The following is a 13,440-nucleotide window of genomic DNA, read 5'->3' as shown; positions in this document are numbered from 1 at the left end:
ATTACTTCTATAAACCTATACTATCTGTTATCAATAAACTTCCTGATTTTCCGATCGATCTTACCAAACTGAAGTTTCTCTAACTCTTGTGCGGTAGCAAAGTATATCTCAGGAACAACGCGAAGGCGTGCCTGAAATATCGCAAAAAGTTTTTGTTTGATGTCTTCCTTCATTTCTTCGCTTACTAGCAAATGAAGTTTTAACTCATCGGTACCGAGTTCTCCTGTGGATGCTTCCACTACGTAATCACGAATAGAAGACATCTCATTCAGCAACTCAAACACACCCGGAGGGTATATCGTAGTTCCTTTTAGCTTGATGAGTTGCTGTTTCCGTCCGAGTACCGGACCTAGACGCGATGTAGTTCTGCCACATGCACAAGGCTCGGTATAGGCAACCGCTATATCTCCAGTCTTATACCGTAGCAGTGGCATACCCTGTACCCCTAGCGTTGTAATCGTCACTTCACCAGGTCGACCGTTGCTTACCGGCATACCATCATCACCGATCACTTCTAGTATCAACAATTCCGGATGATGGTGCCCTCCTGCTCCATGCGTACATTCTGTAAAAGCAGTTTGCATCTCAGTAGACGCATATGTACTATATAGTTGAATATTCCATGAGTCCTTAATTCTTTGGCCGATGATATTCAAATCAAATGAGCCAGTACGCAATCCCTCGCCTATACATATAGCTTTCTTCACTGAGCTCTTGTTGGGATCAATACCATTTTGCTTTGCAAACTCGATTAGCTTAACAATGAAAGAAGGTACCGCTACCAACGTTGTTGGATTCAATCGTTCGATCGTCTCCCACTGCATTGCGGGAAGCCCCGGGCCTACACGCACGAGGCCCGCACCAAGTTTACGAATACCTTCATAGTACGCTATACCTGCCATGAACTGCCGATCGAGAGTAAGCATCAACTGGTATAGATCATCTTGTGTGCCATCAGCACATGCGAATGATATACATTCGTTGTATGCCAGGCGATGGAGATCACTATCCGTTAACGCGAGCGTTACCGGTTTACCTAACGTACCGGATGTACTTGCGAATTCAACGATCTCGCTTTTAGGAACACACAAAAAATCCCAGTTATATTGCTGAAGATCATCCTTTGTCGTTGCCGGAATGTTGACGAGATCCTCCAGGCTTTTTATAGCCGCTATATCTATATTGTTCTTTGCAAAATGTCTTTGATAAAAGAGAGAATACTCCTTCAGGTAAACCAACAGTCCCTGCAGTTTGCCTTCCTGAAATCTTTTGATTTCAGCTTTTGATTTGAATTCTATTTCCGGTGTGTGTTTCATTGCTCAATAATGACTACTGCGCACGCCATAGCTTTTACGTGCGAGAGTGATACATGTATTCTATTCCAGTTATTCTTAACAGCCTGATCGTAAAAATTACCATGAAGTTTTATACCCGGCCTTCCAAGTTCATCTTGAATAACCTCAATCTCATAGAGATCATGCCCAGCTAGTAAACCTTTTCCAGTTGCTTTTAAGAAAGCTTCCTTCGCGGCAAACCTTACCGCATAATGTTCATGTTTGTTTGCTTTCGATTCACAAAAAGAAATTTCTGCTTTCGAAAAAACTTTTTCTGTGAATCCATTTCCCCGGCCGATATGCGCTGCCACACGCTCTACTTCAATAATATCGATGCCTGTGCCCAGAATCATTTAAGTTGCTCCTCAGCTTTTTTAAGATTCTTCTCCATGTGTTCGCGCTCCTGGAGTGTGGCAACCTCTTTTGTTAAGCCCTCCCTATATTTCTGTGCAGCAGCACTATATTGCTCATGATCGAGGTAGTAATCTCCCGCCAGCATATAGGCATGATATGAATTAGGATTCCACACCACAAGACTATCAGGTTGTATATCTGTTCGCGGATTAAATGGAAAGCGATACGGATGGAACTTACGATAATCCTTATAGGCAGATGTAGTCAAAAAAGTATCAGCAGGAATCGTCAACGTAGCTTCATAAATTTCTTCATCACGTTCCATCTTTCTTGCAAAAACTTTATTCAGATCGTAACAAACAAATTTACCCAACTGCCAGGGCGCAGTAGAAATCCACACGAGTCTTTTTTCAGGTTGAAAAATTATACCGTGATGTGCCACGAGTTGGTTAATAAGTTTTTCGTTACCCAACCCTATATCTTTACCACCCAATCCTTTTTGATTACGAAGTATAGATGCTGTTTTTAACACGGAGTTCTTTCCGTTTTCCTGCAACAATTCCTCTACACGCTGAAATCTATAAGGTGAAGCGCTGGTACGAATGTGCTCCTGGTTGAGTGGAGTTTGTCCTAAAACTTTTCCAAGAAAATGATTTGTACTAACAATCTGATCGCCGTTTACTTCGTAAAAATCTATACCCTCAGGAGTCTTCTCAATGATAGAAGCTTTTCCATCTTTTGCTGAGCCTATCAGAAAAGATTCGGCTACGAACATTTTATGTTTCTCTGCTATAGTATACGCTTCCTTTATTGTAGAAGCATACTGTAATATTTCTCGCGCTACCAAGGAGACAGGTGTTGCTGAAGCAGACGGCACATCTGATTTCGCAGCATTGATCGTAACAGTCAACCCTTCCGCATTCATACCCGACAACACTCCGGTCATACCACCGAACGTTACCATCATAAATTTATAGCCCTTATCAGGATTATAGAAAGCAACGATCTTATCACGTGCAAAATCATCTCCTACATAAAAATCAAAATTACGACCGATGATTAATGTACTGTCCTCCGAGCGTGAATCCCAGGTAGCAAAGGCAGTGCATCCTACCAGCGACATGTTTTGCAACGCATGCCCTATATCATGCGCTGCATGATAATTCAGAATACGCTGATATGGTGGGGCGATGTCATCAAAGTCGTGGGAAGCAACTTGTGATACTCCATAAATCTCAAGTTTATACTCGTCAGATATATTCTTGTCCAGATCGCGGTTAAACCATCCTACAAAATACTTCAGTATACTCAGATAAAAAGAGGAAGGAACAAGACGATGGAGCTGATTGGTAAAAACCTCTTCTTGATATTGCACCAATTCATGTGTAAGCTTACCATTCACTACGCCACGTTCAAACGGAGCTCCCTCTATATATAGTTCATATAAACCACTCTCACTTTTACGAAACCAGTTATTGCCGATGATATATAAACCCGAATCAGGTTGTGTAACTTTTACATCCAGTATAGCCATGGATGCCGGTACCGGAGGATCAACTTTGGCAACACTGCGTACATATAGCAGCAGAATTACCAGAAGCAACACCAGGACAGCGAGAATCCACGCGAAAATCTTAGCTAACTTTTTGAGCATCTTTAATTTTTTCAATCAGGTGATCAAGACCAACAAGCTGCGCACACGTCATAATCGCGCTGATCGTTACTCCCAATACACCGTGCATGTTTATATTCTGTCCTGTTAACAACAGGTTTGGGATTTTCGTTTGAGGCGCTATAAAAGTCTTTAATGGTTCGCGATAATCCTTGGCATAGCCGTAGAGGGAACCATCGTCTGTACCAATATAATCGCGCGCTGAAAGCGGTGTAGCACAGGTATAGGACTTGATGGATTCTTTAAAACCTGGAAAATGCTTTTCAACCATATCAAAAAGCTTCTCTGCTTTTTCACGTTTAAAAGCTTCATAATCTTCTCCACGGTTATCTTCATGCGACACCGTGTTAAATGTATTCTGCCATTTTTTAACGTCTTCCATTTTCATGTACGACATCACCGTAATACCTTCTGCATAATCAGGTGATCGTGATGAAGTGGTAAAGAATAGTGCATATCCTTTCGGCCACGTTTCATCGGTATATTTATCACCACACCAGGCGTTCTCTTCAGAGAAATAATAGAAGTTGCTATTGATATACTTGAAGGAGTCTTTCTTCATTACCACGTTCGCATAGAATACAGATATCGTGCTCTCCAAACTTTTCAATCTTGAGCGATATGCGTTTTTAATCATCTGCGTCTCCGTCATCTCCACAGTCTTCAGTGGATGTACGTTGGAAATAAAAGTGTTTGCGTAATAACGTTCCCCACCTTCCGCTTCAGCGTATACAATCTTTCTGTCCTCTTCTTTCAGCTTCACGATCTTCACATGCTTCACCACTTTACCACCCCGTGATGTGATCTCACGCGCGAGAAGTCTGGCGATCTGCGAACCTCCATCTACAAATTTCCAGGAGCTTTCAACATAATGATTTACGATCAATGCATGAACAAAGAGCGGAGTCTTGTATGCATCACCGGCATATAGCAGATTCGTGCCTGCCAATACCGTTTGTAACTTCTTATTCTCCGTTAAAGATTCAAGGAAAGTTTGTGTATCCGTCTGGTATGCTTTTGACGAATCGGTGTATGATCCAGCCTGTACGTTGTAAAGCGGAAAGTTCTTACAGATGTCTTGTATCGTTTCGCAATATTTATGAATGGCAGGCCCTTCATTCGGAAAGTACTCCACCATCTGGCGGATAAAATTATCATAGCCTTGCGCATACTTATAAATGGTAGGATCTTCCCCGAAGATTAATCCATCAACAAAATCCTCGTCCATTTTACGCAGCTTCAGTTTATCCATAATACCGAAGTATTTGAAAAACTGGTATAGGTTCTGTCCTTCGTTAAGACCGCCAACGTAATGCACGCCCGTGTCGAATATTACTTTCTCGCGTGCAAAGGTTTGGAGCATACCTCCTATCTGTTTGTTCTTTTCAAGGACACAGACATTATAACCTTCCTTGGCCAGGATTGTACCACAGGCGAGACCGCCCAATCCGCTACCAATAATTACTACATCGTATTGCTGCATTTGCTATTTGCTACTTATCCGAATTACTACCATCAATCTTTACTAATGTCCTTGTCGTCTGTGCCTGTTCATGAGGCTATTTTCCGAATCACAAAAATAACATTGGAAGTAAACTTTGTATCATCTACCTCCTCTACTTTCATCCCATATTCCTGTGCTAAATGCCTGATTTTCTTACCTGAAATGAAATTAAGCTCATTTTCGGATTTATTAAACTTCATTACTTTAATCGAAAAGAATTCGGTGAGCTTTGTTCCCTTGTGACGCTCCTTGAGATCTGCATTCCCATCGCGAAGAATGAGCATGCCCCCGGGATTCAAAGCGAGGAAACATTTCACCAGGAGTGCATCTTGTGCTGCGGTGGTGAGATAATGAAGTACATCGCTGATGATGATAACATCATAATCTTCTACCGGGAAAGTTGTTGCATCACCACAAAAGAATCGAAGGCGATCTGTTTTCAGATACCCGTTGCTCGCTGTGGCTATTTTATCTTCATCGTAATCCACACCTGTAATGGTGCGCTCCTCTGACATGAACTGGAGCATATAGGATAAGAATCCATATCCACAACCCATATCAAGAATAGAAGCCTTGGCAGGTATCAGCTTCTCGAAAGGTATATAGTTCTTTTCCAAACGAAGCTTCACGCGCATATACCACTCCAGCACCGGACCTTTGTAGATATAGTTTGAGATCAATCGCTTTGCAAAGTAATCGGGTGTTTCAAGTTCACGCGACAGGGTTTTATACTCTTCTTTAAAATACCGGCTTACTTCTTTGGTGCGCTGCGAATACTTTTCACCAAAGCGTATATCATTCGCTTCTATAGCCGGAAGAAATTTTAATGTGAGCGGTTCTGCGTTTAGAATAAAACTGCCTTTTGGTATAGCATCACTTGCACCATGAATCAGCAATGGTCGAATAGGAATCTGAAATGTTTCTGCAAGATAGAACGCACCTTTGTGAAAGCGTTTGATCTTGCCATCGGCAGCGCGCGAACCTTCCGGGAATACAACAATGGAGTAACCTTCTTTCACACGATCTCTTAATCGCTCAACACTGTCTTCTGCACCTTCACTTACGGGATAATAATCTGCCAGCCGAACAACACCTCCAAATATAGGTGAGTCCCAAACCCACTGATTTGTAAGCAATATAAGTTTGGGGTGCAACATTACGGTGAGTAAAATATCAAGGAAGGATGTGTGATTGGCAATGATCACACTGGGGCGCGCAAACATGTCGGGAGTCAGCCCTATAATTCGTTTCTTAACATTGGGCTCTACATATATAACAAGCCACGCGCACGCTTTGAGTAATGTGTGATAGAACAGTTTGATCCGTTGCTTACCTACCGGGATGAGCTTGAGAACAAAGCCTAATACTGTTAACAATAAAGCACCGCCTACAAAAAAGCTATAGGTAACAAATGTTCTAAAAAAACTAAGTAAAGTAATCGGTGTAAAACCTTTTGCAGTACGATTTGTAATTAACGTACGGAACAAAAACGGCATAATCGTTTGCGCCATTATAAACACGCATACTATACCAATGATAGATATAGCCGCTATAGACCTTAGTGCAGGATGTTTTGCAAAGATGAGTACACCCAAGCCGCAGATCGTTGTTATAGCAGACAGAAAAATAGATGTTCGGATTGTAGACAGGACTTTCTTGCCTGTTTGATATTCCTGCTGTAAACCATCCATGGTAAAGATGGAATAATCATCTCCCAAGCCGAAGATGAACGTTGAGATCATTACATTGATGATGTTAAATTCGATGCCTGCCAGTGCCATGATTCCCAGAATCCAGATCCACGTAATGAGCATGGGCACAAACGTAATCAACGTAAGCTCTATACGCCCGTAGGAAATCAACAAAGCGACAAACACGAGAATGGAAGTAAAGGTCACGATGAAATTAAAATCACTATGAACATACTCCACAAACAAGTTGGTCATCATCTGGCGGTCGACTCCATGTGCGGGTGTTCTCTCCAGTTGCTGGTATACCGCCTTCTTATTTTCAGGCTTTACATTCGCTAAAGTTATCACGGTAGCAACACCATCCTTTTCAATAATGAAGTCATCAAAAAAAGCTGTGCGCAATGACTGTGCATCTTCGGATGATATAGGTTTAAAAGTGCGCGTGATCAGCGTATCAAAATTTTGCAATACCCGTGGTGAAAAGTGCAGCGTCTCTCCTTCTTCGTGTACAACTTTGCTGAGGGCTTCTTTACGTGAATCATTCCAGAATGTATTCCAACGTGCTATACGTACCTGCTGCAGCGAATCAGAAATCATAAAGGATGAAACCGATGACACTTTCGTGACCAATCCCGATCGTTTCAACTCATCAAGTACGGGCATGGTTTGTTCATTCCTACGAAGTGCCTTCTCCAATGTATTTCCATCCGATACTACATATACTGCAGTAAGCGATGATTTACTGATTGTCTCGAGCCGTACTTGTGCTGCCTGGGTTTCCGCCTTCATGAAGTTGAGCTTGCTCATGTCTGAGTTGAATTCAACTTGCCCTGCGAAGTAAAAGAACACTGGTGTTAAAATGAGAATGCCGTATACCAGATATTTATTGGATTCAAAAGAAAAAGACGTGATGCGTTCAACACGGGCGTTGCTTTTATGACCTACAAACAAATCTTCGCGAACCAGGTGAGGTAAAAAGATCAGCGAGCATAACGCTGCACCAATCAAACTCAATCCAGCAAATAAACCTATATCCCCTAATACTGTAGCATTCGTAAACTGAAGACAAAGAAAAGCGAGTACCGTGGTAGTGCTTCCAATCGTAAGCGGCTTCGCTAACTCTTTGATAACATGTTTGGCAGAGTGTTCTTGCCGCAGTATAGTTAGGTAGTGTAATGAATAATTAACTGCTATACCCAAGACTATAGCTCCAACTGCCAGTGCTAAAATTGAAAGCGTGCCTTGCATCAACGCAATGCAGCAAAGCGAAAACAAGGCGCCAAAAAATACCGGCACCATCATCAGTAAAGGCACGCGCTTCTTTCTGAAGAAACCGAGAATCACCACCATGAGCAAAATCATCATGATGCTTAGTGTAATGATCGTATCGCTTCGAAGTTGTTGTGCATTGCCTACCGCTACTATAGCCGCTCCGAAATAAGAAGCCATTAACTGGTCGTGGCCTACAGAAGTCTCATCAACAATATTTTTTAAAACCTCCACAAATTCAGAGTTGTGGCGCGTTTCGGCAGGAGGATACGCTGGCTGTAAAAAGAATAGTATATGCCGGTGGTCCTTTGTAATTATATAGTTATCGTATAGCTCAAAGTTTTCATCGTACTGAAGCTGCTGTAACTTCTTAAGTGCAAGAAAAGAAAAGCCAAGCGGATCCTGCACAATGATTCTTTTGGTAACTATACCGGAAGGCGATATCAATTGCTGATAATTATTTTGAAGAACCTTGCGTGCAACTTCGGGATGCGTCAGTGAATCGAGTTGCTTGTAGTCCTTTTCATCCAGGTATATAGGCAGCGCCTGTTGTATGGAGTTAAAGACTTCCATCACTTTTTGATCATCTACTTTCGCAGAGATCTTTTTCACAAAAGGCTTCAGTTCGCTTTCCATACGCACAACCAAGGAGTCCGCGAAAGCAACTAAACTATCCGGCTGTGGCTGTGATGTACTGTCCTTCATGGACACCATAACCACTACGCGCTCTACAAACTTTGAATTACGGAAGATATAGTTCAGCTTTTCTACACGCTCATCATCCGGGAAAAATTTAGTAATGTCTTCTTCCAGCTCAATGCGGGAAGCACCCCAGCTGATCAGCACAAGGGTACCGACAAAGACAGCCCAGAAGGTTTGCCTGCGTCTTTTAAAAAAATTATAAATGGCTAAAAAAATCTGTTCCATAAAATACACGCATCGGATATAGCATCCGTGTTATATACTACTTTATACTTTGTCTGCTATATCTCGGCTCTTAACTGCATCAATCTTAAAAATCTTCAGCAGTATATAGGTTACCAGTCCAAAACCAATTCCTGCAACAATGGAAAGTGTTACCGCGCCCACTACATACTGTATAAAATTATTATGAACCATCTCCAGTGTAATGCCACTGGTAAATGAAATCAATTGCGCCTGATCGCCCATCCAGATCGCTCCTGTTCTATGGCTTAAAAAAAGAATCAGCGGGATCATCGGAGGAATACTAATGTTCGCGGCAATAATGACCAATGCTTTATTGAGACGAAACGCAAACGCCAACGCTATTGCTATGGCAAGTTGAAATCCCCACAATGGCACAATTCCCATGAAAACTCCAAAACCGACGGAGGTAGCCTTTACTGCTGCGGACTCGTCAGGATTGAGAAGTTGCTCGCGAACTATTTGCCTGAAGTTTTTTTTTTAATGCTCCGGTATAGATCGCGGGGTTTATAGTATAGGAGGGCTAACGTGACGAGTACTGTATTCAGAATGCTGATCCTGGTAAAATCTTTAAAGGGACGAAAGTGTGAAATGCGTTCACCTTTCTCCGCATAGAAAACGCGTACAGGTACTTCTGTAATTTCTATACCACTCCATACCGCACGTACCATCACCTCGATTTCAAATTCAAACTTCTTCGTCATGAATTTAAAATTCTGCAACAGTTTAACAGGGTATAAGCGATATCCGCTTTGCGTATCGCTCATCTGCACTCCGGTTTCAACCTTAAACCAGAAGTTAGAGAACTTATGTCCGAAACTACTTTTACCAGGAACACTTGCCTGGTCCATGTTGCGCGCGCCCATGATGATAGCCTGCGGGTGCTGCTTTAATTTTTCAATAAACTTCGGGAGGTCTTCAGCAAAATGTTGTCCGTCCGAATCGATGGTGATTGCATAATCATATCCATACTCAACGGCTTTTTTAAAACCCAGACGCAGTGCATGACCTTTACCTTGATTCTTTTCATACTGCACTACTTTTACCGATGGATACTTGCTAAGTATAGCGGGCGTGCTGTCGGTGGAACCATCGTTCACTACCATGATGTGTGTTGTAAAGCGCATCACATCTTTCAAAACATTCTCTAATGTCAGGTGGTTATTATAGGTGGGTATAAGAACACAGACCTTATGTTTTTCGAATGCTTCGTTCATATAGCCTGCAAGGTTCCCTTGAATTTGAAAAATATAGTCGCTCCTGCAAAGAGCGTAGCAGTCACGATATAGGTATCATTTTCTTCCTTAGTCGTTAGCGTCACTTCTATTTCACTATTCTGACGTGGATCAATGATGGAAAGAAATTTCAGGTTATCGCCTTCTATAATTCTTAACTTTTTAGAGACTGCCATCTCCGTGAGTTCGCGTACGATCTGCATCATGCAAACTCCCGGCACAACCGGTTGTCCTGGAAAGTGCCCTTGCAGAATTTTGTGTTCAGCGTTGATCGCTATAACAGCAGTTCCTGCTCCAGCAGACAATTCCTTTTTCGTTATACTATAGAAGTTATCCAGTAACATTTTAGCGTTCAATTTTCTTCAAACCAATCACCATATTGAAAGTATAGTGTTTCACTTTTACAGAATCCGGAGCAGTGCGATCGCTTCCCCACATTTCAACAGTAACTTTCTTCTTGCGTTTGGAGCCCAACTCTATTCTTCGCAAAGAAGCACAATCTGCGCCTGTAATGAAATAGGCCGTTTCCTTTTTTTGAGGTGCGCCAAAATAGCGTTCTCCATCCTGCCCCCATGCTTCTGAAATCCCCTTGCGGAAAGGAATGCCCAACATCAGTTCAAAGTCTTTACGCAATACTTGTACAACCGCTTTTTTATTCAATTGTTTAATGACCTGCTTTACCTGAAAAGATCCATCAGCACGGAATTCAAAATCGAGAAATGTAACACCTGCCTCATTGGTAAACACAACCCGCTTGGAAGAATCCGGCATTTCTTTCATCAGCAACAATCCGCTGATATGCTTTCCGATAACATCTATATGTGTAGTATACCAGGACGTTTTGATTCCTGGCGGTTTGATCTTTTGAATACAAACTTCATCAAGCGATGCCGGCTTACGGGTTTTATACTCGGAAGCACATGCTATCAAAAGCAACAGTAAACTATAGTGCAAATACCTCATCGGCCACTGTTGCGTTCAGCACTTTATTGGAAAATGTAATAGTCGTTTTATCTCCGGCAGGTTCGTTCATGTCGATCGACTTTACGGAATAATCTTTCTTCTCCACACTTAAAACTATAGTCTGGAAAAATTCTTTCAATGCCTTGGACACAGGAGTCATCTCCAGCAAAAATGTTTTATCGTTTTCAAAAACCTTCGTTGTGAAATCTTTACTATCAAGTATAGTTCCCTGTACACAATCAATCATGATCTTATTGACTTGCTGAAAAAGCTTATTCGACTTCACATTGATGCGACTTTCCTTCTGATCATCCTTCACCATCATTTTATCTCCGTTCATTACCATGCGGTAAGTGAATGGTTTGGTATAGTCTATACGCACGCGGTTGCTTCGCTTAAACCAGAATTTACCGGAAGACGTAATCGTCTCCGTTAATGCCATCAGTTCTTTTTGTTGAACAAAGTCACTGGTGATGGATTGTACTTTTGCTGATTCAGTTGCGAACTGTTTCTTGAAGGCTACTAAATCGTTGATCGATTTATATCCAGGATATTGTGCAAATGCCGAAATTGAAAAAAGCATTAAACCGAACGCAACAACGTACAGTCTACCCGTCCATTTCACTTGCTTCCCATATCTTAATTTTTCACACATACGCTTGCTCATTTAGTAATTCATCTACTCTTACAACTTTCAAACCAAGTTTGGCAACGTGTTTCAGGAAGTCAGACAAGATATCATGGGTGCTTTCGCTGTAATCGTGGAAGAGAACAATGTCTCCACCTTTCAGCGAACGCGTAACGCGATTAAAAAGCTTTGCGCGATCTTTGATAACGGTATCAAACGAGCGGACGCTCCATCCGATCACTGTATAATTTCCGCGTTTTATTCCCGTAGCTACCATCGGATTCGTAACACCATACGGAGGCCTGAAAAATTTTGGCTTTACACCTACCGCTTTTACAATAGCCTTGTCAGTGTCCTCAAGTTCTTTTGCTATAGTATTCCCGGATTGTAAATCGAAAGTTGCCTTGTGCCAGTACGTGTGATTGCCCACCAAATGTCCTTCATCGTGCAAACGTTTTGCAAGCGATGGCTCACGTGCTACCCGATGTCCAATACAAAAGAAGGAAGCCTTAACGTTGTGCTCTTTCAATATCGATAATATATTCTCAGTCATGCCGGCAATCGGGCCGTCATCAAACGTAATGGCTATAGCTTGTTGTGGTTTCCCCTGCGAGCGCACGGGTATAAAAAACTGCATGGACAATATGATAGACCCAAGCGTGTGAATGGCTATAAATGGAACGACCAGTGCAACATACCACCAGCCGGATATACTATACGTTGTGTCAATGCTATAGAGCGCGGTCAACAGAACAAAAAAGATAATATTGGTTATCCAGAATCTCGACATGATTTAAGCAAGATGAAGGAATGATGTGTACCAAAGTATTGATTATAGATCAGCACATTGTTCAACGAACGATTGGCATTCTTCAAAATTACTGACGAAGGAATCGTCTGCTCCTGCAACATCTTTACTCCCAGCCAAAATGCAAAGGCGGATGCTACCGGATGCTCTCCACATAGATGTTTAAATGCACCCGTTGAACTCTTTGAAAATAGTACGGATGCGTGATCTTGTAATGCTTTATCGTTATGCTGATCTCCGCTGTTGCCGAGTAAAACAAAATCTATATCCTTTGTTGTAAGTCCGGCCTGCTGCAACAAATCGTTGATTCCACTTTGAAGCGTTTCTGCATCTGCTTTATAAAACGTACCCACGAATTCCATGCTTACCGCACTCTTGTCACTTTTTTCTCCGGAGAGAACAAAGTATGCAGCGCCTTCACCATTCAAGGCACCATCTTCTGTTTTATAAAGATTGAGATTGGACTCAGAGCGTTCTCTGAATTTCCCGAAACGCTTTTGAATGGTATGACTATAATCCGTTATCTCATCTACACCACCGACCAAAACTTTTAATGCTGGTTCTTCTTTTACCATCAGCAATGCATCGAGCAGTGAATTCTCAAATGAGAAAGCGCCTTGCGTATAGGTCTGATTATACCCCTGGCACTGTAGCATAAGTGCAATGAGTGAACCTATTGTATTATGCGTTGACTGTATAAATGGTGTGGGATTTAACGCCTCCTCTTTATTCTCCACCATTTTAGAAAGAAATATACCGGTGTCCTCAAGGCAACCATATCCGGTTCCGGTAATGATCGCATCAGGTATTGCTATATTTGCTTCCTTCAACGCAATCGACCCGGCTGCGACTCCCATTTTCAACACGCGACTCATTCTTCGTAATTGACGCGGATCAAACCATTGGGTATAATCAGGCTCTACGCAGGTGAGCCGTTCGTGTATATGCTCTGTCACCTCCGACAATAACGGTGCACCACCCCAGGTTTTCTGTGGTGAAATGTTGCCCATGCCTGTGATGAAGATTTTAGACATTCA

At 42.1% G+C, this 13,440-nt stretch carries 12 protein-coding genes; all 12 read right to left on the bottom strand.

The window, feature by feature from the left end; genetic code table 11:
- Nucleotides 1-20: 20 nt before the first annotated feature.
- Nucleotides 21-1,316 (bottom strand): flexirubin biosynthesis putative acyl-CoA ligase FlxY, encoded by a 1,296-nt coding sequence (locus tag B5Y40_RS05700; RefSeq protein ID WP_079685715.1) that lies wholly within the window; start codon nt 1,314-1,316, stop codon nt 21-23.
- Entirely contained in the window at nt 1,313-1,687 is a 375-nt protein-coding gene (gene acpS, locus B5Y40_RS05695; RefSeq protein ID WP_079685714.1) for a holo-ACP synthase, read from the bottom strand. The genes B5Y40_RS05700 and acpS overlap by 4 nt, the downstream gene beginning before the upstream one ends.
- Nucleotides 1,684-3,342, bottom strand: a complete 1,659-nt coding sequence (locus tag B5Y40_RS05690) for a C45 family autoproteolytic acyltransferase/hydrolase (RefSeq protein WP_079685713.1) — start codon at nt 3,340-3,342, stop codon at nt 1,684-1,686. The genes acpS and B5Y40_RS05690 overlap by 4 nt, the downstream gene beginning before the upstream one ends.
- Nucleotides 3,323-4,843, bottom strand: coding sequence for a phytoene desaturase family protein (locus B5Y40_RS05685; protein ID WP_079685712.1), 1,521 nt, complete (start codon nt 4,841-4,843; stop codon nt 3,323-3,325). Before B5Y40_RS05685 ends, B5Y40_RS05690 begins: the two co-directional genes overlap by 20 nt.
- Before the next feature lie 68 nt (nt 4,844-4,911).
- The gene (locus B5Y40_RS05680) at nt 4,912-8,751 is read right to left on the bottom strand and encodes a trifunctional MMPL family transporter/lysophospholipid acyltransferase/class I SAM-dependent methyltransferase (RefSeq protein ID WP_079685711.1); all 3,840 of its coding nucleotides are present in this window, start codon (nt 8,749-8,751) and stop codon (nt 4,912-4,914) included.
- Nucleotides 8,752-8,793: 42 nt separating this feature from the next.
- Nucleotides 8,794-9,231 carry a DUF2062 domain-containing protein gene (locus B5Y40_RS29900; protein WP_317043553.1) on the bottom strand — a complete coding sequence of 146 codons (438 nt, stop codon included), beginning with the start codon at nt 9,229-9,231 and terminating at the stop codon, nt 8,794-8,796.
- Nucleotides 9,228-9,986 carry a glycosyltransferase family 2 protein gene (locus B5Y40_RS29895; RefSeq protein ID WP_245840481.1) on the bottom strand — a complete coding sequence of 253 codons (759 nt, stop codon included), beginning with the start codon at nt 9,984-9,986 and terminating at the stop codon, nt 9,228-9,230. Before B5Y40_RS29895 ends, B5Y40_RS29900 begins: the two co-directional genes overlap by 4 nt.
- A complete protein-coding gene (locus B5Y40_RS05670; protein ID WP_079685710.1) occupies nt 9,983-10,348 on the bottom strand; it encodes an ApeI family dehydratase in 366 nt (121 codons plus the stop codon). Before B5Y40_RS05670 ends, B5Y40_RS29895 begins: the two co-directional genes overlap by 4 nt.
- A gap of 1 nt (nt 10,349) precedes the next feature.
- Nucleotides 10,350-10,967: a flexirubin biosynthesis protein LolB2 gene (locus B5Y40_RS05665; protein WP_079685709.1), complete on the bottom strand. Its 618-nt coding sequence runs from the start codon at nt 10,965-10,967 to the stop codon at nt 10,350-10,352.
- Entirely contained in the window at nt 10,948-11,622 is a 675-nt protein-coding gene (locus B5Y40_RS05660) for a flexirubin biosynthesis/transport protein LolA2 (RefSeq protein WP_079687098.1), read from the bottom strand. Before B5Y40_RS05660 ends, B5Y40_RS05665 begins: the two co-directional genes overlap by 20 nt.
- Nucleotides 11,615-12,385, bottom strand: a complete 771-nt coding sequence (locus B5Y40_RS05655) for a polysaccharide deacetylase family protein (RefSeq protein ID WP_079685708.1) — start codon at nt 12,383-12,385, stop codon at nt 11,615-11,617. The genes B5Y40_RS05660 and B5Y40_RS05655 overlap by 8 nt, the downstream gene beginning before the upstream one ends.
- On the bottom strand, nt 12,367-13,437 hold the full coding sequence (locus tag B5Y40_RS05650) for a beta-ketoacyl synthase N-terminal-like domain-containing protein (protein WP_079685707.1): 1,071 nt from the start codon (nt 13,435-13,437) through the stop codon (nt 12,367-12,369). Before B5Y40_RS05650 ends, B5Y40_RS05655 begins: the two co-directional genes overlap by 19 nt.
- Between the last annotated feature and the right edge of the window lie 3 nt (nt 13,438-13,440).

It is taken from the genome of Ohtaekwangia koreensis, from assembly GCF_900167975.1.
GTDB classification, from domain to species: domain Bacteria; phylum Bacteroidota; class Bacteroidia; order Cytophagales; family Cyclobacteriaceae; genus Ohtaekwangia; species Ohtaekwangia koreensis.
The sequence above is the reverse complement of the archived record's forward strand: the minus strand, read 5'-3'. Positions and strand labels throughout refer to the sequence as shown.

What these genes read in the sequence shown, in the direction of transcription:
- B5Y40_RS05685 (WP_079685712.1), bottom strand. Translation starts at nt 4,843, where the DNA reads ATGCAGCAATACGATGTAGTAATTATTGGTAGCGGATTGGGCGGTCTC.
- B5Y40_RS05690 (WP_079685713.1), bottom strand. Translation starts at nt 3,342, where the DNA reads ATGCTCAAAAAGTTAGCTAAGATTTTCGCGTGGATTCTCGCTGTCCTG.
- B5Y40_RS05700 (WP_079685715.1), bottom strand. Translation starts at nt 1,316, where the DNA reads ATGAAACACACACCGGAAATAGAATTCAAATCAAAAGCTGAAATCAAA.
- B5Y40_RS05650 (WP_079685707.1), bottom strand. Translation starts at nt 13,437, where the DNA reads ATGTCTAAAATCTTCATCACAGGCATGGGCAACATTTCACCACAGAAA.
- B5Y40_RS05665 (WP_079685709.1), bottom strand. Translation starts at nt 10,967, where the DNA reads ATGAGGTATTTGCACTATAGTTTACTGTTGCTTTTGATAGCATGTGCT.
- B5Y40_RS05670 (WP_079685710.1), bottom strand. Translation starts at nt 10,348, where the DNA reads ATGTTACTGGATAACTTCTATAGTATAACGAAAAAGGAATTGTCTGCT.
- B5Y40_RS05680 (WP_079685711.1), bottom strand. Translation starts at nt 8,751, where the DNA reads ATGGAACAGATTTTTTTAGCCATTTATAATTTTTTTAAAAGACGCAGG.
- B5Y40_RS05655 (WP_079685708.1), bottom strand. Translation starts at nt 12,385, where the DNA reads ATGTCGAGATTCTGGATAACCAATATTATCTTTTTTGTTCTGTTGACC.
- B5Y40_RS29895 (WP_245840481.1), bottom strand. Translation starts at nt 9,986, where the DNA reads ATGAACGAAGCATTCGAAAAACATAAGGTCTGTGTTCTTATACCCACC.
- B5Y40_RS05660 (WP_079687098.1), bottom strand. Translation starts at nt 11,622, where the DNA reads ATGTGTGAAAAATTAAGATATGGGAAGCAAGTGAAATGGACGGGTAGA.
- acpS (WP_079685714.1), bottom strand. Translation starts at nt 1,687, where the DNA reads ATGATTCTGGGCACAGGCATCGATATTATTGAAGTAGAGCGTGTGGCA.